Annotated in this window: 25 protein-coding genes and 2 pseudogenes; 14 read left to right on the top strand and 13 right to left on the bottom strand. The window is 69.1% G+C overall.

Going from position 1 to position 22,373, the window contains the following annotated elements; genetic code table 11:
• The first annotated feature begins 1 nt into the window (after position 1).
• Positions 2–475, top strand: a complete 474-nt coding sequence (locus BJP40_RS22655) for a hypothetical protein (protein ID WP_071281931.1) — start codon at positions 2–4, stop codon at positions 473–475.
• A 532-nt stretch (positions 476–1,007) separates the two neighbouring features.
• Here BJP40_RS22655 and BJP40_RS22660 read toward each other — a convergent pair.
• Positions 1,008–1,355, bottom strand: coding sequence for a hypothetical protein (locus BJP40_RS22660; RefSeq protein ID WP_071281933.1), 348 nt, complete (start codon positions 1,353–1,355; stop codon positions 1,008–1,010).
• Positions 1,352–3,169: a MobF family relaxase gene (mobF, locus tag BJP40_RS22665; protein WP_256220805.1), complete on the bottom strand. Its 1,818-nt coding sequence runs from the start codon at positions 3,167–3,169 to the stop codon at positions 1,352–1,354. Before mobF ends, BJP40_RS22660 begins: the two co-directional genes overlap by 4 nt.
• A 159-nt stretch (positions 3,170–3,328) precedes the next feature.
• On the opposite strand from mobF, the gene BJP40_RS22670 reads away from it, so the two are divergent.
• Both BJP40_RS22670 and BJP40_RS22675 read left to right on the top strand, forming a co-directional pair.
• A complete protein-coding gene (locus BJP40_RS22670; RefSeq protein WP_071281934.1) occupies positions 3,329–3,526 on the top strand; it encodes a hypothetical protein in 198 nt (65 codons plus the stop codon).
• A 114-nt stretch (positions 3,527–3,640) separates the two neighbouring features.
• Entirely contained in the window at positions 3,641–4,330 is a 690-nt protein-coding gene (locus BJP40_RS22675) for a hypothetical protein (RefSeq protein WP_143065990.1), read from the top strand.
• Positions 4,331–4,895: 565 nt separating this feature from the next.
• Here the strand turns inward: BJP40_RS22675 and BJP40_RS34480 are convergent.
• Complete coding sequence (locus tag BJP40_RS34480) at positions 4,896–5,060, bottom strand: hypothetical protein (RefSeq protein WP_177204446.1); 165 nt, start codon at positions 5,058–5,060, stop codon at positions 4,896–4,898.
• A 29-nt stretch (positions 5,061–5,089) separates the two neighbouring features.
• Here BJP40_RS34480 and BJP40_RS34485 point away from each other — a divergent pair, with 29 nt between their 5' ends.
• The 3 genes from BJP40_RS34485 to BJP40_RS22685 all read left to right on the top strand — a co-directional run bounded on the left by BJP40_RS34485 (position 5,090) and on the right by BJP40_RS22685 (position 8,213).
• Entirely contained in the window at positions 5,090–5,242 is a 153-nt protein-coding gene (locus BJP40_RS34485; RefSeq protein WP_177204447.1) for a hypothetical protein, read from the top strand.
• Positions 5,243–5,771: 529 nt separating this feature from the next.
• On the top strand, positions 5,772–7,436 hold the full coding sequence (locus BJP40_RS22680) for a DNA/RNA non-specific endonuclease (protein WP_071281938.1): 1,665 nt from the start codon (positions 5,772–5,774) through the stop codon (positions 7,434–7,436).
• 189 nt (positions 7,437–7,625) lie between these two features.
• Positions 7,626–8,213: a hypothetical protein gene (locus tag BJP40_RS22685; RefSeq protein WP_071281940.1), complete on the top strand. Its 588-nt coding sequence runs from the start codon at positions 7,626–7,628 to the stop codon at positions 8,211–8,213.
• A 33-nt stretch (positions 8,214–8,246) separates the two neighbouring features.
• On the opposite strand, the gene BJP40_RS22690 is transcribed toward BJP40_RS22685, so the two are convergent.
• A complete protein-coding gene (locus tag BJP40_RS22690; protein ID WP_079171379.1) occupies positions 8,247–8,831 on the bottom strand; it encodes a hypothetical protein in 585 nt (194 codons plus the stop codon).
• A 174-nt stretch (positions 8,832–9,005) separates the two neighbouring features.
• On the opposite strand from BJP40_RS22690, the gene BJP40_RS22695 reads away from it, so the two are divergent.
• From BJP40_RS22695 to BJP40_RS35850, 3 genes and pseudogenes are all read left to right on the top strand, one after another.
• Positions 9,006–9,698 carry a hypothetical protein gene (locus BJP40_RS22695; RefSeq protein WP_071281944.1) on the top strand — a complete coding sequence of 231 codons (693 nt, stop codon included), beginning with the start codon at positions 9,006–9,008 and terminating at the stop codon, positions 9,696–9,698.
• Positions 9,699–10,055: 357 nt separating this feature from the next.
• A complete protein-coding gene (locus BJP40_RS22700; RefSeq protein WP_071281945.1) occupies positions 10,056–10,265 on the top strand; it encodes a DUF6207 family protein in 210 nt (69 codons plus the stop codon).
• 121 nt (positions 10,266–10,386) lie between these two features.
• Positions 10,387–10,580, top strand: a pseudogene (locus tag BJP40_RS35850) (IS5/IS1182 family transposase); the annotation flags it as partial.
• A gap of 1,231 nt (positions 10,581–11,811) precedes the next feature.
• Here BJP40_RS35850 and BJP40_RS22710 read toward each other — a convergent pair.
• From BJP40_RS22710 to BJP40_RS22735, 6 genes are all read right to left on the bottom strand, one after another.
• Positions 11,812–12,915, bottom strand: a complete 1,104-nt coding sequence (locus tag BJP40_RS22710; RefSeq protein ID WP_071281949.1) for a ParB/RepB/Spo0J family partition protein — start codon at positions 12,913–12,915, stop codon at positions 11,812–11,814.
• Entirely contained in the window at positions 12,915–13,649 is a 735-nt protein-coding gene (locus BJP40_RS22715; protein WP_071281950.1) for a ParA family protein, read from the bottom strand. Before BJP40_RS22715 ends, BJP40_RS22710 begins: the two co-directional genes overlap by 1 nt.
• Positions 13,650–13,977: 328 nt before the next feature.
• Complete coding sequence (locus tag BJP40_RS22720; RefSeq protein ID WP_071281952.1) at positions 13,978–14,160, bottom strand: hypothetical protein; 183 nt, start codon at positions 14,158–14,160, stop codon at positions 13,978–13,980.
• Positions 14,157–14,633 (bottom strand): hypothetical protein, encoded by a 477-nt coding sequence (locus tag BJP40_RS22725; RefSeq protein WP_071281954.1) that lies wholly within the window; start codon positions 14,631–14,633, stop codon positions 14,157–14,159. Before BJP40_RS22725 ends, BJP40_RS22720 begins: the two co-directional genes overlap by 4 nt.
• Positions 14,633–14,836: a hypothetical protein gene (locus BJP40_RS22730; RefSeq protein ID WP_071281955.1), complete on the bottom strand. Its 204-nt coding sequence runs from the start codon at positions 14,834–14,836 to the stop codon at positions 14,633–14,635. The genes BJP40_RS22725 and BJP40_RS22730 overlap by 1 nt, the downstream gene beginning before the upstream one ends.
• A 218-nt stretch (positions 14,837–15,054) precedes the next feature.
• Positions 15,055–15,282: a hypothetical protein gene (locus BJP40_RS22735; protein WP_143065991.1), complete on the bottom strand. Its 228-nt coding sequence runs from the start codon at positions 15,280–15,282 to the stop codon at positions 15,055–15,057.
• A gap of 103 nt (positions 15,283–15,385) precedes the next feature.
• Here BJP40_RS22735 and BJP40_RS22740 point away from each other — a divergent pair, with 103 nt between their 5' ends.
• The 4 genes and pseudogenes from BJP40_RS22740 to BJP40_RS35855 form a co-directional block, all read left to right on the top strand.
• Positions 15,386–16,489, top strand: a complete 1,104-nt coding sequence (locus BJP40_RS22740) for a tyrosine-type recombinase/integrase (RefSeq protein ID WP_071281959.1) — start codon at positions 15,386–15,388, stop codon at positions 16,487–16,489.
• 9 nt (positions 16,490–16,498) lie between these two features.
• The gene (locus BJP40_RS22745; protein WP_177204448.1) at positions 16,499–16,837 is read left to right on the top strand and encodes a helix-turn-helix transcriptional regulator; all 339 of its coding nucleotides are present in this window, start codon (positions 16,499–16,501) and stop codon (positions 16,835–16,837) included.
• A 3-nt stretch (positions 16,838–16,840) separates the two neighbouring features.
• Complete coding sequence (locus BJP40_RS22750) at positions 16,841–19,339, top strand: hypothetical protein (RefSeq protein WP_071281961.1); 2,499 nt, start codon at positions 16,841–16,843, stop codon at positions 19,337–19,339.
• A gap of 513 nt (positions 19,340–19,852) precedes the next feature.
• A pseudogene (locus tag BJP40_RS35855) lies at positions 19,853–20,017 on the top strand (IS110 family transposase); the annotation flags it as partial.
• A gap of 95 nt (positions 20,018–20,112) precedes the next feature.
• Here BJP40_RS35855 and azu read toward each other — a convergent pair.
• From azu to BJP40_RS34995, 3 genes are all read right to left on the bottom strand, one after another.
• The gene (azu, locus tag BJP40_RS22755; RefSeq protein ID WP_071281963.1) at positions 20,113–20,505 is read right to left on the bottom strand and encodes an azurin; all 393 of its coding nucleotides are present in this window, start codon (positions 20,503–20,505) and stop codon (positions 20,113–20,115) included.
• A gap of 196 nt (positions 20,506–20,701) precedes the next feature.
• A complete protein-coding gene (locus BJP40_RS22760) occupies positions 20,702–21,697 on the bottom strand; it encodes an ABC transporter substrate-binding protein (RefSeq protein WP_218153229.1) in 996 nt (331 codons plus the stop codon).
• Positions 21,698–21,830: 133 nt separating this feature from the next.
• Entirely contained in the window at positions 21,831–22,031 is a 201-nt protein-coding gene (locus BJP40_RS34995) for a peptidylprolyl isomerase (RefSeq protein ID WP_218153230.1), read from the bottom strand.
• 96 nt (positions 22,032–22,127) lie between these two features.
• On the opposite strand from BJP40_RS34995, the gene BJP40_RS33705 reads away from it, so the two are divergent.
• Positions 22,128–22,322, top strand: coding sequence for an EF-hand domain-containing protein (locus BJP40_RS33705; protein WP_143065992.1), 195 nt, complete (start codon positions 22,128–22,130; stop codon positions 22,320–22,322).
• The last annotated feature ends 51 nt before the right edge of the window (positions 22,323–22,373 follow it).

Here is a 22,373-nt window from a genome sequence, read left to right on the forward strand (position 1 = left end):
CATGTCCCAGACCGCCGCTACCACGTTGTTCGGTCCGATGACCCCGGACGCAGTGCGGAGCGCCTTCAGCTACCTGCGGGCCGTTGAGGCCGACGATGCCGACGCCGCAGCCGAGTTGGCGGCCCAAGAACCGGAGCTGACCCAGATGCTCCTGGACGTCGCGGAGCGCGTCATCGTCCCTGTCACCGTCCTGATCCGTGACCGTGAGGAGGAACCGAACGCGAGCTCGTTCGCCCTGGCGGAGCTCGGAGGCGTCTTGCTGGACGCCCTGTACTTCTGGCAGGGGGAGACCGGCCCGCAGGTGACCGAGTTCCTCGCGACCTCGATCATCCACTTCATCGAGCAGATCCTCACCCAGGAACACGAGACAGTCGGAGCCGTCTTGCACCACCTGCAAGACGTCGCCTTGGGCCAGGCCCTCGATGCGCACCCCGCACCGGCCGGCTCCCACTCGGTGCGCCTGACCGTCGTGTAGGGCGCACCGGGACGGCGGTGGTGCGGTGCGCCGCATCGGGACTGCACCACCGCCGCGCGCCACCGCACCGCACCGGCGCGCCACACGGCCGGGCGAGGGCCTCTATCACACACCCCCTTGACCGCGACCTGATCGCCAGCCAAAACCGCTTGGGTCAAGGGAAAACGTCCTCGGTAGCAGACCTGGACAAGGGGGTGTAGCGGAGCTGGACAAGGGGTCGCGCGCCTCCCTCCGCGCCTGATCGAGGGGTCGGTCGGCGGTGGGCGCACCAGTGCGGTGCGGGACATCGGGTGCGGCGCACCGGCGCGCGCGAGTGCCGGGCATCGCCGGGCGGTGCGGCGCACCGGGTGCGGTGGCGCACCATCGCGGTGCGCTCCGCGGTGGCGTCCATCGTCATCCGGCGCACCGGAGTGGAGTCCACTCGGTGGAACCCACTGAGTGGAGTCCATCGGGTGGAGTCCACCCGATGTCGTGCATCGCCACTGGATGCTGAACACCGTGGGCTCCACTCGGTGGACGATGCCCGCCATCGTCACCACAGCCAGGCGGTGGAGTGCCGCACCCTGGACAGGGCGCGGGCATCGCGGCGCGCGGCGGCGTTGCCGATCCGGTTCTGCCGGGAGCGGGGCCGGCGCGACTGTGCGGCGGCGAGGCGGCGCTTCCCGGCTTCCTGGAGTCGCTTCCGCTGCTTGCGCAGTTCCGCCTTCTTCGCCGCCTTCGACTTCGGCTTCCGGGGCCGCTTCCAGACCGGCTGCCACCCCACAGGCTCATCGGGCTCGGGCTCCTGGTCCTCTTCGAGCGCGGCGGCCATCTCCGCGCGGGCGGCACGGGCGCGGGCGAGGGCGTCGTCGGGGTTGGGCTGTTCTTCCGGGGTGCTCACGTGACTCCTCCTGTGGTCCGGCCCGGCGTGTGGTGGATGCCGAGCTGCTGGGTGTGCGGCGGCGGGTCCGTCGCCGGGGCGGACTGCGGGCGGGGGCCGTGGGCGGCTTCGCGCGCCCGCCGGCTGTCCTGGAGCGTGGCGGCCACCTGCGCGGCGGCGGCTTCCAAGGTCTGGCGCGTCTGTTCCACCGTGTCGACGCCGGTCTCCGGCTCCAGGAGGCGGCCGTCCTGCCCTCCGGTGCTGAACGGCCGCGGGTGCGACCTCGAGGCGGCGGGCACCGTGACGGCGTACGGCCGGAGACGGGAGCCCAGTCGCTCCGCACGACGTGCGGCGCGGACCCGGGCGGCCAGGGCGCCGGCGGCGAGGCGGGCCCGCTCGTACGGCGGCGCGGTGCGGCTGCGGGTCAGCGGGCGGAGCACGGCCTGGTCCTCGTCGCGCGGGTACAGGGCGCGCAGGTCGGCGGTCATCATCCGCCGGCTCGCCGGGCGGGTGTAGTCGTCGACGACCGTTTGCACGATCTGTTCGTCCAGGCCGGGCTGGTGGGGCCGGCCACGCAGGACGTAGGAGAGGTGGCGGCGGGCTTCGGCGAGCAGGTGGTGGCGCTTGAACGCGCCGCGCATCACGTACACCACGGCGACGACGTCGACGGCCGCCAGGGCGATGTCGATCACTGGCCGCACCCGCGCCCACACCGCTGCGGCCGCCACCCGCGCCCGCTGTGCGAGCCGGTAGACGGTGCAGGCGCCGAACGCCCGGATCGCTGAGGTGCGCCATCGCTTACGCAGCTCGGTCAGCGACAGCAGCTCGGTGCGTTTGGGTGGGCGGGTCTGGTCGGCGGCCTGGCAGGCCAGCGCGTAGGAGGCCCGCTCCCCCGGCGCGTGTCCCTGCCGTTCCTCGTACTTGGCGGTGAGGACGGGCAGCGCGTCCTCGATCTGCTGGCGGCGGGTCGACTGCCAGCCGATGAACCGCCGGTCGATCCCGGCGATGTCCATGACGGGCCGGCGGCCGGGCGTCACCTCGCGCGGCTCCCACGCCCACCCGAGCCGGGCGGACACCTCCTCCATGAAGTACAGGGTGTAGAGGGTGTCGGCGGCGACGATGTGGGTCATCAGCGAGTCCGCCGACAGGTTGCCCCACTTCCCGTCGTGCGGCCGCCGGGCGCGGATCGACACGATCGCGTGCGCGTGGAGCAGCGGCCTCGATTCCGTGGCCCTGGACTCGTAGTGCCGGAAGACCGCGACGATCAGCCCGTCCTTGACCCGGGCCCGCTGCTTGCCGCCGGCCTTCGAGCGGATCTCCGCGACCGACTCCTCCAGCCACGCCAGCGTCTTGTCGCGGGCGATGTCGTCGCACAGCTCCAGCACCAGGCGGTGCCGGTCGTCCATCAGGGCCCACGCGATGTGTGCCGTCGGCGGGGGCCGGAACGTCAGGTCGAAGGCCAGCCAGGGCGTGCGCTCCTTGGCCTTGTCGGTCTTCGGTGAGCGGTTGTGCTCGATGGGCCTGCCCAGCACGGTCGCCCGCCGGGCCTGCTCCGGGCTCTTGCCCTGCGCCAGGAGCTCGCGCTCAATCCGGTCGGCGTCCGGGTGCCGGCCTTCCCCCAGGAGGAGTTCGGCCTGCCGCTCGGTCACCACGTCCCCAGCCTTGAGACCGAGCGCGGCCAGGCCCCGGCCCTTCCACACGCCGGGCGGAACACCGGCTTCGTCCTGGGCGGCGCGCAGCGGCGTGCCCGCCCGGCGGTGGCCGTCGCCGACCATCACGCCACGGAACAGGTAGCGCCACCCGGTCCCCGGGCGAACTGCCGACATGCTGATCATCGACCCATGGAACCCCGGCGCTGACCTGCGAAAAAGCGCGATCCGGGGTCCTTCCCGCCAGGCGGGAGGACATCACCAAGTCTTTACCGCAGCGCCCGCCAGGCGGGCCGCAGCGGCAGCCCGAGACGGTAAGCCGCCGACGTGTGCACAGTCCGCCGCATGAATACGGAACTGCTTCACGGAGACCTCTGCCCGCTGTGCCGCCGCCCTCTCACGCTGCGCCCGACCGTCGAAGTCCGCTCGAACACGCCGTACCCCACCCGGACCGACACGGTGCCCTACTGCGCCTACTGCGCCCACGACATGCCCCGCGCACAGCAGTGGGCCGACCTGATGCCCGCCCGCTACGGCACCTGACCCCGGCCGTGCGAATACTGCGCCACGACCACACGAGCCGATGGAGGAGATCGCGGACGTCATCATGTGATCAGCGCGCACGACCTTGCGCAGTCACATCTCGTTGGGCGGGACATGAAGCTGACTACTGGGCCGGGCAGGGTCGAGGCGTTGGCGGAGGAGGCCGTCGTCGCGGCGTGCACGCTGGCCGACGCCGCCGATCCGTTGCGCTGGAGCGCGGACGCGGTGGAGGACGTGGCCGCCGCCCTCGAGGTCCTGGCCGGTGCGCTCGCCCAACTCGATCCGGAGTGCGCAGAGATCCTCTCCGTCGTGCCGATCGCCGCGGCCGCCGTCGTCGAGCGCGCCGAACAGGCCGCCGGGGCGAGCGAGTCCGTCGGCGGCAGAGCTGCGGCCGGAACGAGCGCGGCCCTGCGCCAGGCACTCGCCGCTCACGGCTTGACCCGGAACCGTGTCCACCAGCTCGGGGCCGCGCTGATCACGGTCACGCTGGACGCATCCGAGGCGCAGGCCCTGGCCGTGCTCCTCAGCCGACGCGACACCCTCCCCCGACAGGCGCAGCAGGGGGACGAAGGCGGTTGGGGGGCCGGGCCGGCGGAGACCGCGGCGGCCGCGCTCGCCGACGCTCTCCGCGCCCACGGCACGGGCGCATACGCACGGGTCCTGACCTCCGGGCAGGTGAGCGCCGGCCTCACCCCGCAGACCGCCCAGGCGGTGGTCGCGGCCCTCACCGCACGGCCCGGCGCCGCGTCACGCGGCAAGCGGCGCGGGCTCGGTCCGGGCTTCAAGGGTGTCGCCTCACGCTGACTGCCCGGAGCAGTGCCGCCAAAAATCGCGGGACTTCCCCAATTGGGGAAGTCCCGCTCAACAGCAGGGGTCAGCCCTCAACCAGCTCTGCATCGACGATGCCGTCCTCGTCGACGGCGCCAGCGTCGACGTTGACATCGGGGGTGGCGTCGGCGTCGTTCCTGGACGACATCCGCGGGAACGTCGGCGCGGGGTTTCGGAGCGGCTACGGCCTGAACTGAGTCGGAGGCCGGGCAGCGCTCGGGGACGGAGATTTCTCCTCCCCGGGCGCTGCCCGTTTTCGGTGGTGATGTCGGAGGTAGCGGAGGTGGACAAGGGGGTGCACGGCCTGCCGTCGGCGGTGGATCGGACGCCGTCCACTCCCCCGCCGCGACGCCATCCGCTTCCACCCGATGCCGTGGATCGGGTGGAGTCCACTCCGTCCGGCCACCGGGAGTGGAGTCCACCGAGTGGAGCCCACTGAGCCTCCGCCAACCTGAAAATCCCAGGTCAGCAGGGCTGGTGTGACCGTGTTCCGGGGTACTCGTCCTGGTCGTGGGCGACAGTCTGCGCTGTAGATCGTCCGTCAGCGGTTGATTTCAAGGTTCGTCAGGAAAAGCAGGGCGCCGCCGAGGCAGGTGAGGGTGAGGTAGCCGATGGCGTGCTTGGCGAAGCGCTTCTTGCCGCGAACGGGACGCGGCCATGTCGGCCAGGCGCTGGTCGTGGCGCCCCGGGTGGCAGGATCCGCCACCTGGACCGGATCGCCTTCAGCTGGGGAAGATGGAGAACTGCTACTGGGAGCGGACGGCGGAGTCGGGCGACATCATCGACAACAACTTCGCCACATCGGCACGGAAGATCACGGTGACGATCCGGGCGTCGGACGGGCAGTTCACGTCGCAGGAGTGCGCGGTGTGGAAGCCGGTGAAGTAGCCGCCTGACATGGGTGGGCCCCGCCAGTCGGGGGCGCTGGCGGGGCCGGGGAGCCGGTGCGGCGGGGGGATGCGCACGGGCTCGTGGGTCGAGGGTGGCACAGCCGGGTCCGGGAGGGGCGCGGGGACGCTCGGGCTCCCGGACCGGCCGTACGAGAATCATGCTGCCGGATGGACGGCGGCTTGTCTGGGCCGCTATCCCCCAGCGGGACGGTGCTGGTTCGGGGAGGCGGGAACCGGCACCGAGACTCCGGTGGTCTTGCCGATGCGGGTTCGAGATGGCTGGGCACGTACTCAACGCGCGTCTTCAAGAGCTCTCGAGCGGTGTTCGGCCAACTTTTTTGACTCGTGCGGGAGTTTGTTGACGACGGGACTCCAGTCAATGGGTAGTCCCACTATCTTGTCCGCTGGCGCTCGATCACCGCACCGACCGGGTGTCAGCGTCGGGCTCCGCAAGGGCTGCGGGGTGTGACTGAACGGGGAACCACGTGACGTACCGAAGGAGAAGCAAGGCATTACAGACGACCGGCGTGGTGGGCTGTCTGGTGCTGGCCCTCACGCTATCCGCATGCGGGCCAGGCGAGGACGACGCGAAGGGCGGCGACACCAAGGACGCCTTCCTCCAGGCCGCATCCGCCCTGCAGAAGTCGCCGGTGATCGGCTACAGCACGAAGGCCGCGGGCGCGACGATGAAGATGCGCGCCACCCGCTCCGGCAACGCGACTGGCACCATGACGTTCGGCGGGATACGCACCGATGTGCTGACCGTCGGTGAGAAGACCTACGTTCGCTGGCAGAAGGGTCTGCCGGGCGGCAAGACCCAGCCGGGCCAGGAAGACCTGCTGAAGAACCGCTGGGTGACGGGCGGCTTCGCCCCGGGCATGGGCAAGACGCTGACACCGGAAGCCGTCGGCTCGGCGACGGCTCAACAGCTCAAACAGTCCTCGACCCGCTTCCCCGAGAAGAACAGCACCGTGCGAATCGGTGAGAGAGACGCATGGAAGGCGTCGACACCGACCTCCGACGTCTACGTCACGACCAGCGCGCCACACCGGATCATGCGGATCACCCCCAGGGCCGGCAAGGGGATCCCCGGCGTGCCATCGATGCCGACCGATCTGCCCGGCCTGCCGACGGAGCTCCCCGACCTCCCCTCCGATCTGCCGACCGAGCGGGCATCACGCAGCCTTCCCCGCACCGCTTTGAGTGCGCCTCCGGCCGTGCTCGGGCAGATGGATCTCGAGGAGCTCGACCAGGGCGATGTCGACGAGATGTTCGACGAAATGATCAAGAACACCAAGCAGCTGGCGAAGAACTCAGCTGACCTGTCGTACCAGCTGAAAGCCCAGGGGCAGGCGGCGTTCGCCGGCTGCGGGCCCGCTTCGTGCACCGTCACCATGACCGTCACCAGCCGCTTCGTCGGCGTGAACGTGAAACCGGTGTCGAACATCAACGCCGTCATGACGGTGAACATGACCGCCGGCGGCTCACCGGTCGGAGGCTGCTCCACCACAGGCACCCTGCCCGTCAACGGCACCGGCTCCCTGTCCTGCACCAACGTCTCACCAGCGTGGAGCGCCTGGTACAGCCGCGCCAGCCGCACCCCTGGCACTCACGTCTACGCCGCCTACGCGCAGCTCATCGGCAGCGCCATGGGGGAAGAAATGGTGAAGTGGGCCGTCAGGCAACTGGAGAAGGACAGGAAGCAGATCGAGCTTCCCGAGCCGGATCCGACAACGACCTCTCCGACACCGTCACCCAGCTCGAGCAGTAACTGCACCCCCTCCTACAGCTACGGGCCCCTGTACAAGAACCGCGGCACCTCGGGCCACGCCGTGCTGTGCATCAAGCGACCCAAGGGCCAGTCCCCGCAGGTCCCGCTGCCTGCAGGTGTGACCTTCCCCCCGTTCGACCGCGGGCACCTCATCCCTGAGTCGCTCGGCGGATCGGGCCAGGCGACCAACCTCACGCCCATTTACATCAGCAAGAACCGCGGCGCGATGGCGCAGTGCGAGAAAGCGGTCGGGAAGTTGGTGACCGCCGAAGAACCCGTGGACTACACCGTCACGGCGAACTACGCCGGCTCAACGGACGACAACGCCGTAGAGATCACCATCCGCGCGGTGGGATCCAAGGGAACGGTCATCTCCGCGACAATCCCGAACGAAAACACCAAGGGGATCGCCTACTGCTGAGCCCATGGGCCGAACGCCAATGCTCCGCGCGCGCCGCCCGGCCGCCGCGCGCGGAGCAGCGGCCCGGGGCGGTAGCCCACCATGGAGGTGCGCGATTCCCGCCCAGCCACGGTAGTGCGCCCCACGTACTCCGGCACACGCCGGCAGCCGGCCGTACTTCAGCGGCCGTTCCCCAGCAGGAGGAGAGAGATGGCAGCCTCAGCCGACTTTGTGCCGGCGGGCACCCGAGTTCGGGACCAGGTCACCAAGGTGGGCGGGCAGCCTGTGTGGCGGGGACAGCCACAGTGGCCGCTGTCGAAGCAGACAGGCCGTGCCATGGTCTTCCTCGCCCAGTTCGACATCAGCGACGGCCACACTGCCTACGTGTTCATGACCGGCGACGACGAAGGCTGGGTCGACGGGACATACGACGCGGACGGCGGCGAGAACGCGGTCATCGTCCAGCCGCGAGGACGCGTTCCTCTCCAGCTCCGCACGATCCCTGTCGCGGAGGGGCCCAGTGCCGGCCCTGAGTACCTCATGATCCCCAGCGACCGGGGTGCCGTCGGAGCAGCAGGGGAGACCCTGCCCCCCGGCACACGCCTGGCAGCCGAAGGGGCCAGCCCGGTGTGGCTGCAAGGAGAGGAATGGCCCGGACCTGACTGGCGATTCCTCGCACAGATCGACAGCCGAGACCTGCCGTCCGACGTCAACTTCGACTTCGGCGACATGGGCGTCGGATACGTCTTCCTCTCAGCAGATGCCTGTGAAGGCCGCTTCCTGTGGCAGTGCAGCTGAGCGGGCACGCTCAGTTCGGCCAGGCCCGCGGCGTCACGCGGGCCGGGTCTGGGGTTGACCGGCGCGACCCACACCCGGCACCTGCGTCCAGGAGGTCAGCCACTCCCCGGCCGTCGCCGGGTCGGTCGTCTCCGGGCACAGCGTCCACGGGGCATCCAGCCCGCGGTCGGTGAACATCTGCTCCAGCTGCGCGCGCCGCTCGTCGTACGGGACGTGCAGCAGCTCCTGGCCGTCGAGCTGGAGGATGTCGAAAGCGATGAAGTGCGCCGGCATCTCCTGGGCAAGGCGGGCGGCGGCCTTGCCGCCGGAGACGGCTCGCCGCTGGAGCGCCTCGAACGACAAATGGCCCTCCGCCCACACGGCCAGCTCGCCATCGAGGACCGAGCCGTCGGGCAGGTCGGCGGCCGCGGCCACGAGATCTGGGAAGCCGCTCTGCATGAGGCTGCCGCGGCGGGACTGGACCAGCAACGGGCCTGGCGCCGGCCACGGGGAGAAGACGAGCGCCCGGTAGCCGTCGAACTTCGACTGGAACCGCAGCTCGCCGGGCAGCGCGCCCGGCGCGGGCACCGTGGCGCGGGCCTGCGCCAGCATCGGTTCCACCGGCGGCCGAAGGACCATACGTCCGGTCTACGGGATGCCCGGTGTCCCCGCGACCGGGCGCAGCCGCTGGCGTCGAGGGCCTGCGCCGGGTGGCCGCGCGGTGGTGAGCTCCGCGCCTATGGAGCGGATCGCGGACGTCATCATGTGATCAGCGCGCACGACCTTGCGCGGTCGCATCTCGTTGGGCGGGACATGAAGCTGATCACCGGGCCGGGCAGGCTGGAGGCGCTGGCGGAGGAGGCTGTCGTCGCGGCGTGCACGCTGGCCGACGCCACCGAACCGGCGCGGTGGAGCGTGGGCGCGGTGGAGGACGTGGCCGCCGCCCTCGAGGTCCTGGCCGGCGCGCTCGCCCAGCTCGATCCCGCGTGCGCGGAGATCCTCTCCGTCGTGCCGATCGCCGCATCCGCCGTCGTCGAGCGCGCCGAACAAGCCGGAGCCGGGACGAGCGAATCCGTCGGCCGCAGTACGGTGGCCGGGACGAGCGCGGCGCTGCGCCAGGCCCTCGCCGCTCACGGTTTGACCCGGCACCGTGTCCACCAGCTCGGTGCCGCGCTGGTCACCGTGACGCTGGACGCACCCGAGGCGCAGGCCCTGGCCGTGCTCCTCAGCCGACGCGACGCCCTCCCCCGGCAGGCACAGCCGGAGGACGATGACGGCTGGGGGTCCGGGCCAGCGGAGACCGCGGCCGCCGCACTCGCCGACGCCCTCCGCGCGCACGGCACCGGCGCGTACGCACGGGTCCTGACGTCCGGGCAGGTGAGCGCCGGGTTCACTTCCCAGGCTGCCCAGGCTGTCGCCGCGGCCCTCACCGCACGGTCCGGCGCCGCATCCCGCGGCAAGCGACGCGGGCTCGGCTCCGGCTTCAAAGGCATCGTCGCCCGGTAGTCGGCACCGCCGCACTGGCCCCTCCTGCCGCGATACCGGAGACACCGCTCTGTCGCTGGGCAGAACGCCGGGGACGTGCTGGTCTCCCGGGCTGGGCAGGCGTCGGTTCCACGGGTGGGCGCGGCACGCCAAAACCTCTGGGCGGGGAGCCGTGCCGCTCGGGGTGGGCACGGCTCCCCAGGAGGCGGGCGCAACCCGCCCGGTCCTGCCAGCGGAGCACGGTCGCCCCTCCCTGTCTACGGCCACGCCACCCTCCGCGCGATCGGCGCCGAGCATGTCGGCGGCTGGAGTCCCCCGTACGGGTTGTCTCCCCTCGATCGGCGAACCGGCCAGTCGGGCGGAGCCGTCGGTCGAGGCATGGAGATCGATCAGCAGCGCATCGTCGAACCCGGGCTCGTCGTCTTGGACGTCGCCGCTGCGGACGAGGACACCGTCCGCGCGGTGATGGAGGTCCTTCAGAAGCAGTGGGCCACCTCCGGGATCACGCCGGTGTGGCGTACGCCGGGTGAGCCCGGCGTCAGGGCGCGGGTGTACGCCGACGTACGCCGTCCCGGCACCGCGCGCTAGCTGTTCTGTCCGGTAGTGGGAAGCCAGGTCTCGACCGAGGGTCTTGAACAGGTGAGGGCCTTCGGGTTCGGTGTGGATTGCGACGTCTACACCAACAGAAAGGCCCTCGCGCCCCACCGTAATCCGAGTGCCCCGGAGCGGGCCGGGCCGGCCACGGCGCCGACTGCTGCGGGTGCGGGGCGACAAGGCGTACTCCTCCGCGCGAACCGTGCCTACCTGCGCAGGCGCGGGATCAGGTGCGCGATCCCGGAACCAGCCGACCCGGTCCGCGATCGAAAGTGTTGCGGCCGGGCCGGTGGTCGCCCGCCCGCCTTCGGCTCCCACTCATCCTCCCCCAGGGCCAGGGGGCGGCAGGCTCTTGCCGGTCTCGGCATCGACGGACCGGCCACAACACGGGACCGCGGGACCGTGATCGTTCTTGCACAATTGTGCTGGAGCGGTCACGGCACGTACCTGGCTGAGCACAGCCGTCTCTTGGTCGACGGTGCGCTGGAGATCCCCCGCCGGACGACGGTCTCGGGGGCGTGGCGAATGCCGTCCCGCGAGCGCAAGACGACTTGGAGAGGGCTGGTTTCAAAACCGGGTTTTGGGTCGCGCGCGGCGCGACTCGGGCCCCTCCGCGGTGCTGGCTGGACCTTAGATCCCTGCGTGGGCGTGCCGTCCGGTGGCTTCTGGCCGTTGATGGGGGTATGGGAGCGGGAAGCGCTTCCCTCATGGACTGAGAAGGGGTGCCTGCCTGTGTGGGAAGCACTGGTGGAGGAGTGGCCTGATGCCGCTCCGGTTCGTCAGCTCATTACGGCGTTGCGCGCGCAGGAGTACGACGTGTTCGAGAGCCGGGACCAGGCTGCGCGGGAGGCGGTCCGGTGGTCCTGGCCTCTCCTTCGGGTGACTCCCCACCTGAATGATGATCTTTGCGGCTTCCGCTCAGTGCATGCTGCGTACTCGTTGGCCTACTCGGTTCCCGTCCTGTGTCGGTACCCAGATGAGCTCTGTGTCTTGCCGGTTCACGATCTGGAGATGCTGCGCCGCGCATGTGCTCGTTGCTTCCCTCGTGATGGTGGGCAGGAAGGGGGGATTTCCGGGAGGCTGCCGGTTGCGTGGAAAGACGTCACTCCACCGCAGACCCTTCGGGCTGAGGCGGTGCCACCCGAGGAACTACATGAGCGGACCCAGCAGGCCGAGAGTTGGAGGATGCCTCCTCCCGAGCCGTACAGGTGGCGTGAGTTTTGTGATGACTTGTACGAGTGGGAGAAGGCGAATCCCGCCCCTGCGCTCAGTGCTGCGGAGGTCCTCGGAATGGCTGGAGTCGAGAGGTACGTGAAGCAGTGCGAGCTCGCGGCCATCGACGACCGGCTCCGTGTGCTGTTGCGGCAAGCTCACGAGGAAGGGCTCGGGCCGACCAGGCTGCAGGCCTTGTCTGGTGTCAGTAGGCGCACCATCCCAGGCTGGCTGCGCGCTGACGCTTGAGGTCAGTTCAGTCAGCCGCGTCAGGACATGGGGAAGCCCGCCTGCTCCCGGTGGGAGGCAGGCGGGCTTCTTACGCGTGTCAGTCACGCACGAGCCCAGCGGCCACCTGCTGGAGAATGCTGGCGAGCGACGCACGGTTCTGCGGGGGCAGGTCTCCCCGCAGATCTGCGATGACGGCCTCGAGTCCGCTGATGCGGCGGAAGTAGCGGAGCATGAACGCGCTTCGTTGCGTGGCATCAAGCCGGTCGAACGCCATGTCCATGAGAGCCTCTCCGTCGTGCCACGGCATGGCCGTCAGCATGCTTTCGGGGCCGGTCTCGTGGGGTCGGGGCTCTGGCACAACGACATCAGGACGGGCATGGGCAGGGGATTCGGCAGCGGGTGTTCCCCCGATGCTGTCGATCTCGTTCAAAACCGGGTTTTGAACCCGCGAGGGTGCGGGGGTGACGGCGCGCTTGCGAGGCGCCTTCGGTTCCTGGGCTTTGCGGAGCTCTTCGGCGGCGAGCGCCTTCTGCTGCTCGGGGTCCTGGACCTTGGCGATCTTCTCTGCCGTCTTCACCTTCAACTGCTTGGTGTCGACGGCATCACGGAGCTCGGGGGCGAGGTTCAGCAGCGCCAGGCGGTTGGACACGTACATCTGCGACTTGCCGATGCGCTCGGCGACCCTCTCCTGGGAACCGTGGCGTTCGAGCATCCGCTGCAGGAACTCCGCCTCCTTGTAGGGCGGGATGTTCTTGCGGTGGATGTTCTCGATCACGACGGCTTCGTCGAGCTTGTCGTCGTCTTCGCTGCCGAGGCGGTCTCGGACCCGGATCTCGAACTTCGTCCAGCCGAGTTGCTTGGCGGCATGGAAGCGCCGGTTGCCGAGGATGATGACCCACTGCGCGTCGCCGACGGCCTGGCCGTGCTGGGGCTTGACGCGCAGGAACGCTTCGCGGGACATGGCGACGGCCGGCTGAAGCTGGCCGACTGACTTCATTGACTCCTTGAGCTCGCGGAAGTCAGGGTCGTCGTCCGAGTAGTCGGCGTGGGCTCGGGGGTTCTCCGGGTTGCCGACGAGCGTGTGCATGTAGACGGTCGTGGGAGGCGTCTGCGTCTTCGCGGGTTCTTCCGCGGAGGCTCCCTTGCTGCCGGGCTTGCTGGGTCCGTCGAGGAGGTCGGCCCAGGGCTTCTTCGTCGCCATCAGCGGGCCCCCTTCTTGCCGGCTCCCAGTTCAAGTGCGAGCTGGTAGAAGTCTTCGCGGGCCTCCATGGCGACCCGGTTCTTCTTGTACTGGGTCACGACGGTGCCTTCGAGTGCTGCCCGGGTGTGAACCTTGTAGTGGCGTACGACCGTGTTGGCCAGGTTCCAGCCCTGGGCTCGCACGAAGTCCTTGGTCTGCTCGAGGTCGGCCTCGCCGTCGCGTGGGTCCCAGTTGTTGATGACGACGAGGTAGGGGATGCCGAGCGGCTTGACCACTTCTTCGATGGTGTCGCGGGTCGGCATGAACCCGAGCGGCTCGGGTTCGACGGGCACGATGATGTCGTCGGCGTTGGCCAGCACAGCACGCATGGCGTCGGCTGCGGTGCTCTTTCCGAACGGATCGCCGGCCTCCTCCTTCTCGTCCTCGGGAAGGTCCATCCAGCCGGGGGTGTCGATGAAGGCGTGCTTGATCTTGCGGGACTTCTTCAGAGCGGAGAACAGTTCCAGATCGTCCTTGGAGTTGATCTGCTCGAAGGAGAAGGGCAGGTCGTGGCCTACCCGCTCCGACCACCAGGTGGTCGATCCTTGGGGGTCGGCGGAGACGGCGGCCACATAGTGAGGGTCACCCTCAGGGGCTGCGCCGAGGACGTGGGCGGTGATTGCCGCGGTGTTGACGGTGAGAGTCGACTTCCCGACCCCACCCTTGCGGTTGATGAGCGCGGTGATCCGTGCCATGGGTGGTGCTCCTGATACTCCGTATGCTTCCCAGCCGGGTCGGCTGGTACTAGCGGACCGGGACAGGATGCCACGTGCCGGCTGTCTGGGAAGCACCGCGGCGCGTCGGATTCAAAACCGGGTTTTGGACTGGCGGCTCGCCGTTCCTCATTGCGTCCGCCGACGGCCGGTCCGTCGTCACGTCTCGTCGTCCGGATACCGCTGACCGGGGGCTGCTGTTCGCGAAATGGGCAGGCCCAGGGAAGGGGGACGCCGTCGCTGGCGCGGCGCGGAACAGGTCGAGGCCGCCTCGCCGGAAAGACGGGGACGGCGCTCAAGGTGGCGGGTGCTACTGACTGGGGGTGTGGGCGACTACGAGGAACTGGTCACTGCTGAGGTCCATCACGACGTGGGTGGCGATGCCCTGATCGCGCTGGGCGGCGGCGTCTTCGTCGGCGGGCCAGGAACCGCGGGGGTGGCCGGCAGGGAACCTCTCCAGGACGGTGCGCTGTGCGGGGACGGTGGTCCTCATCGCCCGCCGCCGTCTTCGTATGCGTCGATCAGCGGGCCGATGAGGTCGGCACTCGCCGCCTCGCCGACCCACTCACCGGACGCGAGGAATACGGGCACGGCGTCGCGGTCGGCGTTGAAGATCACGACGTACGGTCCGTACCGGTCGAAGACCAGCTCGCGAGGCACCGGGATCGGCGCGGCGGCCAGGACCTTCAGCGCGTCGACCGTGAGCCGGGCGGGCCCGGCGGGGTCGTCGGGCTGGACCAGGGTGCCGGTGACGCGCAGCAGGTCACCGAGCTCGATTCCGGTCAGGAGCAGCTCGGTGATGCGGGGGTCGCCGGTCGAGCAGACGAGGACCATGTCCGGGGCATCCGGGCTGGCGGTGTCCGCGTCAGCGGGTCGGACGATCAGTTCGAAGGCGACGGTGCCGCTCGGTCCGGGAGCAGGGAGGGCGTCGACGTAGCCGTCGACGGCGAGGTGTTTGGTGTCCATCAGCTGGCCTCCGCCAGAGTCTCGGTGGAGCGAGGGGAGCGAGGTCGGGTGGTGCGCTGCGCGAGGACCAGGAGCTCGCGGTTGCGCTGGCGCTGTGCGTCGGTGAGCGGGCGGGCCTTCGCGCCGCGGCGGCGCCAGAGCGGCGAGGCCGGCGGCTCCGGGTACGCGAGGGCGGTGTCGACGTCGTGCTGGGTGCTGCTCATGGGGGGCCTCCGTCTGGAGGAGAGGTCAGGCCCAGAGCTCCGCGTAGACCTTTGAGCGGGCTCTTTGGCGTGGGACCTCAGCGGGGTGGTGGTGCCGCACAGCACGCACGGGGCGGGCGGCCCCAAGTGCGAGGAGTGGCGCCGGTTCAGGAACTGAACCGGCGCCGCGGGCTGCTCCGGTTGTGCGGGCACCGCAGGCAGGTGGCGGCGCCGGGTGGTCACGGCCGCAGGTGCGGGAGCTGCTGGAGGACCTGGTCGACCAGATCCTCGGTGGGCCGCCAGGGGCCGAGCTGCCCGCGCGCCGGGATCGGCAGGGCGAGGGCCTGGACGTCGCCGAGTTCCAGATGCCACGCCCCGGGCTGCGCCCACTCGGTGCAGGGCGGGGACCCCGGGGAATTGCATTCGATGCGTGAACCTGAGCTGTCCGAGCTGGGGATCTGCGGCATCAACATGCCTCCTGGTGGGGAGCGAAGCGGGCTTTCGACCTGCACTCTTGCTGTGGATCAGTCGCCTGATGCATGATTCGTGCACCCTGAGGAAGAGGGCTGCGTGACGACGACGGACTTGAGCGAGGGCTCTGCCCGGCTGGTGTTGCTGAACGGCGTGACGCTGCTGCATCCCGAAGACGCCGTGTTCGAAGCGATGTTGGAAGGCTGGACGCGGCAGCAGCGTGGAGGCCGGCGCCTGCAGGCGAAGACGATCAGTGACCGTCTGCGCGTGGTGCGTCAATTCAACGACTTCGCCGGGGCACACCCGTGGAACTGGTCGGCCGCAGCGATGGACGAGTGGACGACGCACCTGATCGCGGAACTTCACCGTGCGGAGTCGACGATCCGCGGCTACCAGACCGCTGTTCGGCAGTTCTGCGACTACATCACCTCGCCGCACTACCAGTGGCCCCAGGAGTGCGAACGGCGCTTCGGCACCCACCCGGTGCAGATCTGCCACGAGTGGAACACCGCCGCACACCTTGTTGACTACGAGGGGAAGGCGGGCCGCCGGCCGATGACCCGGGAGGAGATCCAGCTTCTCCTCGACTACGCCGACGATCAGGTCGACCGCGCTATCAGACTCGGCCGCAAAGGGGCGCTGGCCACGTATCGGGATGCCACCGTGTTCAAGGTCATCTACGGCTGGGGGCTGCGGTGCACCGAGGCGTCGAAGCTGGATCTCAACGACTGGTACCGCAATCCGAAGGCGCCGGAGCTGGGCCGGTTCGGATCGCTTCACGTCCGCTACGGCAAGCGGTCCAAGGGCTCTGCGCCCCGCCGTCGGACCGTCCTGAGCGTGATGCCCTGGGCCGTGGAAGCGGTAGACGACTACGTCACGAACATCCGGCCCCGCTACCGTGCCAGGTCCGGGGCGGCCCTGTGGCCCACCGAGCGCGGTGGCCGGCTCCAGAGCCGGGAGATCGAGGACCGCTTCGCGGAGTACCGCGAAGCCCTTGGGCTGGACTCCGATCTTGTGCCGCACTGTCTGCGGCACAGCCATGTCACTCATCAGATTGAGGACGGCGCCGACCCGGCGTTCGTCCAACGGCAGGTCGGTCACCGCTACGCCTCGACGACGGCGCTCTACACCGGGGTGAGCGGGGACTTCATGAACACGATGATGCGCAAGGTCTTGGACAAGGCCCTGCACCGGGAGCAGTAGGGAGACGACGTGACGACGAAACTGGACTACCGGTGGCATCTGCGGGAGGTCATGGCAACCCGCGGCATGTTTTCCACCACCGATCTGCGGCCCCTGCTGGCTGAACGCGGAATCGACCTGTCAGCCAGCCAGATCTACCGGCTGGTGGTGGAGCGTCCGGAACGGCTGAGCCTGACCACGCTGATGGCGCTGCTCGACATCCTCCAGTGCCGCATGGAGGACCTGATCGAACCGGTGGCCGCCCGGGCCTCGGGCAGGAAGGCGGCAGCGGCAGGAGGCGACAGCACGGCTGCCGGGGTCGGCGAGTACCGGCCCAAGCGGGCCCGTATCACGCCCGCGGGGGAGTAGCGCGTGGACGCCTCCGCCCTGCCCCGCTACGCCACCGACCCTGAAGGCGTGATCGCGGACGCGGTCGTCGCTGTCGAACCGGCCATGTCCCCCGAGCTGATCCAGTCCGTGGTGAGAGACACGTTTCCCCGCGGCACTCAGCGGCGGAAGCTCGCCGAGCTCCTCCAGGGGGACCTGTCGTGGCTGACGCAGGGGCGGTCGGAGTCGCCCACCATCGTCGAACGGCTCATCCGTGCCCTGCGCGAGCAGGGCGCCAAAGACGTACAGCAGCCGCGCTGCGGAACCTGTGGCCAGGCCCGACGCCTTGTCGGTGTCCTTCCCGGTAGTGCGTCCCGCATCTGCAACACCTGCGAGGGGCGACGCCGCCACAAGGCGAATCCCTGCTCCGTCTGCGGCCGCCACGAGTTCATGACCCGGGATAGGGAAGGGCGGCCCCGCTGCCGTGCTCACCCCCCGGACGACGGCGCCGACCCGGTGGAAGGGCTGTGCCGGATCATCCAGCAGATCTGCCCGAACCTGCCCGAGCAGACGGTTGCCGAAGCCATTCGAGCGGCGGCGCCGGTCACGGCCCGACAACGCAAGCTGCTGTGGGCCCTGGAGGACCGCCCCGACCTGCTGACCGGTCACGGCGCCCACGGCCCGGTCAAGGTCCTGCACCTCATCGCCGCTCTCCGGGAGCGGGGAGCGGTGAATCTGGTGACCCCGGCCTGTCCCTACTGCAGCCGAGACGTGCCGCTGCCGCGTACGCGTGACGGGCTCCGTTGCTGCGCCGAGTGCCGCTCCGCCGCACGCGCTGAGCCGTGCGCCTGGTGTGGACGCGACCGTCCGGTGATGGGCCGGACATTTGACGGCCTGCCGTTGTGCCACGCCTGCCGGCAGCGCAACCCAGTCGTCCACCAAGTCTGCGCTCAGTGCGGCAAACGCCGCTACATCCAGGCCCGCGAAGACGGCCGCCCGCTGTGCGAGCGCTGCCACCAGTACCCCACCGCGACCTGCAGCGAGTGCGGGGAACAGCGCCCATGCCTGCACATTTCCACCGACGCCCCCCTCTGTATTCCGTGCACGCGCAAGCGACGCCCCCGTGCCATCTGCGTCGCCTGCCACCGCGACAACATGGTCAGCTACCGCACGGCCGACGGCGAGCCGCTGTGTTCGTCCTGCGGCGCCACCCACCGTCCCTGCGCCCAGTGCGGCCGGACGCTGCGCATCCACGGCATCGCACCGAACGGCGACGAACTGTGCCCAACCTGCTGGCGCCACCACCCGGCCCGCAAGCGGCCGTGCAGCGAGTGCGGCACAGCCACCCACCTGCACCATTACGGCCTGTGCCCCGACTGTGCTGCCCACGCTCGCCTTCGAGACGTCCTCAGCGTCGAGGGACGCATGCGCCCCGGCATCGAGCCGGTCTTCAACGCCCTGGTGAGGCAGCCCGGCACCAATCTGCTGTACTGGCTGAACCGCCGCCCCGCCCGGCTCAGCGCGCTGCGCACCCTGGCAGCCGGAAGCGGGCCAATTACCCATGACACCTTGGACGGCCTGCGGCCGGCCAAGGTGATCGACAACCTCCGCATGCATCTGGTCGCCGGCGGCGCCCTGCCAGCACGCGACGAGCAACTCGCCGCCCTCGAACGCTGGCTCGCGGCACGGACCACACAAGTCCGTGCCCCGGAGAGCAGCAAAGTGCTCCAGGCATACGTCACCTGGCACCTGCTGCGCCGCCTCCGTCGCTTCTCTCGACGCCGCCCGGTCAGCCAGGCACAAGCGCATGGCGTCCGCGCCTACGTCACCCAGGTCGTCCGGCTGCTCAACTGGCTCCACACCCAGGACGTCGCCCTCAGCACATGCACCCAGGACCATTTGGACGCCTGGCTGGACGACTACCCCGCCCGCGGCCCGCGGGTACACGGCTTCCTCGCCTGGACCAGCCGCAACGGCCACACCCGCCAGTTGGCCGTCGAACTTCCCACCCCCTCCTTCACCGGCCAGCTCATCGCCCAGGACACCCGCTGGCAGATGGTCAACCGGCTCATCCACGACGACGAGATCCCGGTGCCCGACAAAGCGGCCGGGCTCCTCGCTCTCCTCTTCGCCCAGGACCTGTCGCGGATCGTCGCCCTCACCACCGAACACGTGGAGATCACCCCGAGCACTGTGCTGCTCCGACTGGGGCAGGTCCCGGCCCAGATGCCCCCGCCTTTGGATGACTACATCCGAACGCTCCACGCTCAGGCGATGGCCCCGGACACGGCCGGAGAGCGCTGGTTACTCCCGGGCCGTTTCCCGGCCCAGCACCTCAGCCGCAGCCAGCTCGTCCGCCGCTTGCACCCGCTCGGCATCCGGCCACGCATGGCCCGCAACACTGCCCTCGTCGAGATGGCCTCCGAGCTGCCCGCCGTCATGGTCAGCCGACTGCTCGGCGTTCACCAGAACACCGCCGACTCCTGGAAGCACATCGGCGGACAGGACAACGCCTACGCCGCCGAAGTCGCCAGACGGACCTAGTGCCGCATCAGGCAATGTTCGCCCCGTCGTTGATGAAATGATCACCTGGCTGTCGGTGGGTTGACGGTCTCAGATCAGACGGGGAGGCGCCGGGATGGCCTTTGGTGGGCCTTGGACGGGTGATGATCAAGAGCACAACGATGAGTGCCATGCGCGGTGGGGCGCGTCGTTGCATCGCTCCACCGCTCAGCCCGACTACCTGGACTAGTGGTACGACGCCCAGTGCGGAGGGTGCCGCTTCTGGATTGGGCTGAGCGCGCAGCTCGGCCAGGACTACGGGGCCTGCAAACCCCGCCTCGCCGTTCGACGGGCGGGTGCGGTTCGAGCATGACGGTTGTGCGCGGTTCACCGGCCGCGAGGACGGCTCGTTCGGGTAGCTGCCCTCAGGCGACCGACCTCGCCGGCCTGGCCCCAGTCCCCTGGGACTCCGGAAAGTCAGCGGCAACCTGCGTCGGCCCCGCCGCTACCACCGCGGCCTCCAACGCGCCCTCTACCTCCACCCAGGTCAGCGTGTTCTTCTGCCCCATCTCGAAGGCGTACTACGACCGCAAGAGGAAGGAAGGCAAGGGCCACAAGCAAGCCGTCATCGCCCTCGCCCGCCGACGTGTCAACGTCCTCTGGGCCATGATCCGCGACCACATGCTCTTCCAGACCGCCCCGGTCGTCCCGGCTGCTTGACAGTCGGCGTTTGCCTCTTCACGACGACCTACCCCAGCCCTCCGGGACCGGTTACCCGCAACACAATGAGGAACCGGCCCCGGAAGGGACGGCCGTCACTTCACGATGACCTTGCCCTTCATCATCGTGATGTGCCCGGGGAAGGTGCAGAAGAAGGAGTAGTCCCCGCCGGCCTCCAGCTTGGAGGTCTCGAAGGTGATGGACGTTTCCTTCTCTTCCGCTCCGATCATTGCGGTGTAGGCGATGATGGCCGCATTGTCCTTCCTGAGGTAGTCCTTCTCAAGCCCTTGGCTCATGCCCTCGGTGGCGATGGCCTGCATGTCGGCCGTCTTACTGATGACCAGGTTATGACCCATCACGTTCTTCGGCAGGTTGCCGGAGAACGTGAGGCGGATCGTGAACTCCTTACAGCTCTTGTCGATCATGAACTCCCTGACGCTGTAGCTCATCTGATCAGTGGAGTCGACGGTTACCGAGCACTCGGCCATGGCTGCCCTTCCAGGTGGTGTTCCGGGTGTTTTCAGTGATCAACAGCCGAACGTCTGAGAGGGACACGCACCACACCAAAGCAGGCCGTCCTCGCGCTTGCCCGTTGCCGCAACAACGTCCTGTGGGCGATGATCCGGGACCAAGCTCCCTACACCACAGCGCCCCCAATCGTCACAGCGGCTTGACCGTCTCCACCTACTCCATCTCGATGATGACCTGCTCCTGCCACATCCCGGAGAGCTTGCTGAGAGTGGACTCCCAGGCCGCGGCATTCTTGATCTGTTGGGCTGCTCCGTACTGCTGGTTCGGCAGCAGCTTCGCCTGGACGTCGACCGGCAGCTCCACGTGCTCCGCGCGGATCGGCCGAGCGTGACCGCGGGCGAGGTTGAGCTGTCCGGCGTCGCTGAAGATGAACTCGCGGGCCAGCTTGGCGGCGTTCGGGTTCTTGGCGCGCTTGTTGATGATGGTGGAGTATCCGGAGATGACCGAGCCGTCGGAGGGGATCCGGACCTCGAAGCGGTCAGGGTCGATGTGGTCGCGGTAGCTGAGGGCGTTGAAGTCCCACAGCACGCCGACCTCGATCTCGCCCTTCTTCAGGGCTTCGAGCATCGGGTCCGCCAGGGACAGGCGCTTCTGCTGGGCGAGCTTGGTGAACAACTGCAGGCCGGGTGCGATGTTGCTCTCGTCGCCCTTGTAGGCGATGGCCGCTGCCAGGACGCCGGCGGACGCCTGCGCCGCCGTACCGACGTCGCCGATGGCCACCGTGTACCCGCCCCTCTCCAGTTCGTGCCACGCCGCGGGGCGTTCACCCTCCTTGACCATCTGCTTGTCGACGATGAATGCGATGGTGCCGGTGTACGCCAACATCCAGTGCCCGTCGGCGTCCTTCGCCCAGGCGGGAATCTGATCCCAGGTACTCGGCTTGAACGGCTGGGTCACGCCCTTGGCGACCGCGATGGAGCCAAAAGCGTCACCGACGTCGCCGATGTCGGCGCCGCTCCTGTCGGTCTCGAACCCGGCAAGCTGCTGGGCGGAGCTCATGTCCCTGTCGGTGTGCTTGAGACCGTAGCGGGAGGTCAGCTCCGCCCAGGTCCCCTTCCAGTTCGCCCAACTGTCCGGCATCCCGGCGCTGCTGATAGCCCCTTCCTTCTTCGCCGCATCCACCAGAGCTGTGTCGATTACGTCGGCCACAGAGGGCTCCTTTACCTCAGAGCGAAGCCAGGCGAATGTCGACACACTGGGCTCCGCTGCGACTACTTAGAGTGCTCAAGGGAGCCTAGCCTTCCGAGTGGCGGAAGATCACGATTGGCCACAAACCAGCCATCTATCTCGAGCCAGAGGCTTGACGTCGAGATTGGGAAGTTGCCAGGCCGACGAAGTTCTTGGCCGTGTTGGGCGCGCGGTCTTCTTCGAGGCGAACCGCGATGTCGCCGAGCGAGGTGACCACACGGGCATTGAGCAGCAGCGTGGGCCGGGGCGCTGTTCGAATGCCGCCAGCCTGCGACAGCCAGCGCAAGAACGCCATGTGATACCCGATCCGCCCGAGGTCACACCGGTCAAGGAGGTGGTTCGCATCATCGGGCGATCTTGCTCCCGACATGGCCCTTTCATGGATGTTGGGATGGGTTTGACGCCTAGCCTCGGGGTGGGCGCGTCGACGTGCCCGCCTCGTCACTCCCGCGAAAGGACGATCATGGCTACCGTCGCCACTGACCCGATCACCATGAAGCTGGACCAGATGTTCGCCGCCACGGACACCGACAGCGACGGCTATGTCGATTGGAGCGACTACCAGCGCCTCGTCGACCGCTATTGATCAGAAACTCATGGGGTTCTCGTTCAAGACGTAGCGGACGTGCGGGCCGCC

It is taken from the genome of Streptomyces sp. CC53 (assembly GCF_001865245.1).
GTDB lineage: Bacteria > Actinomycetota > Actinomycetes > Streptomycetales > Streptomycetaceae > Streptomyces.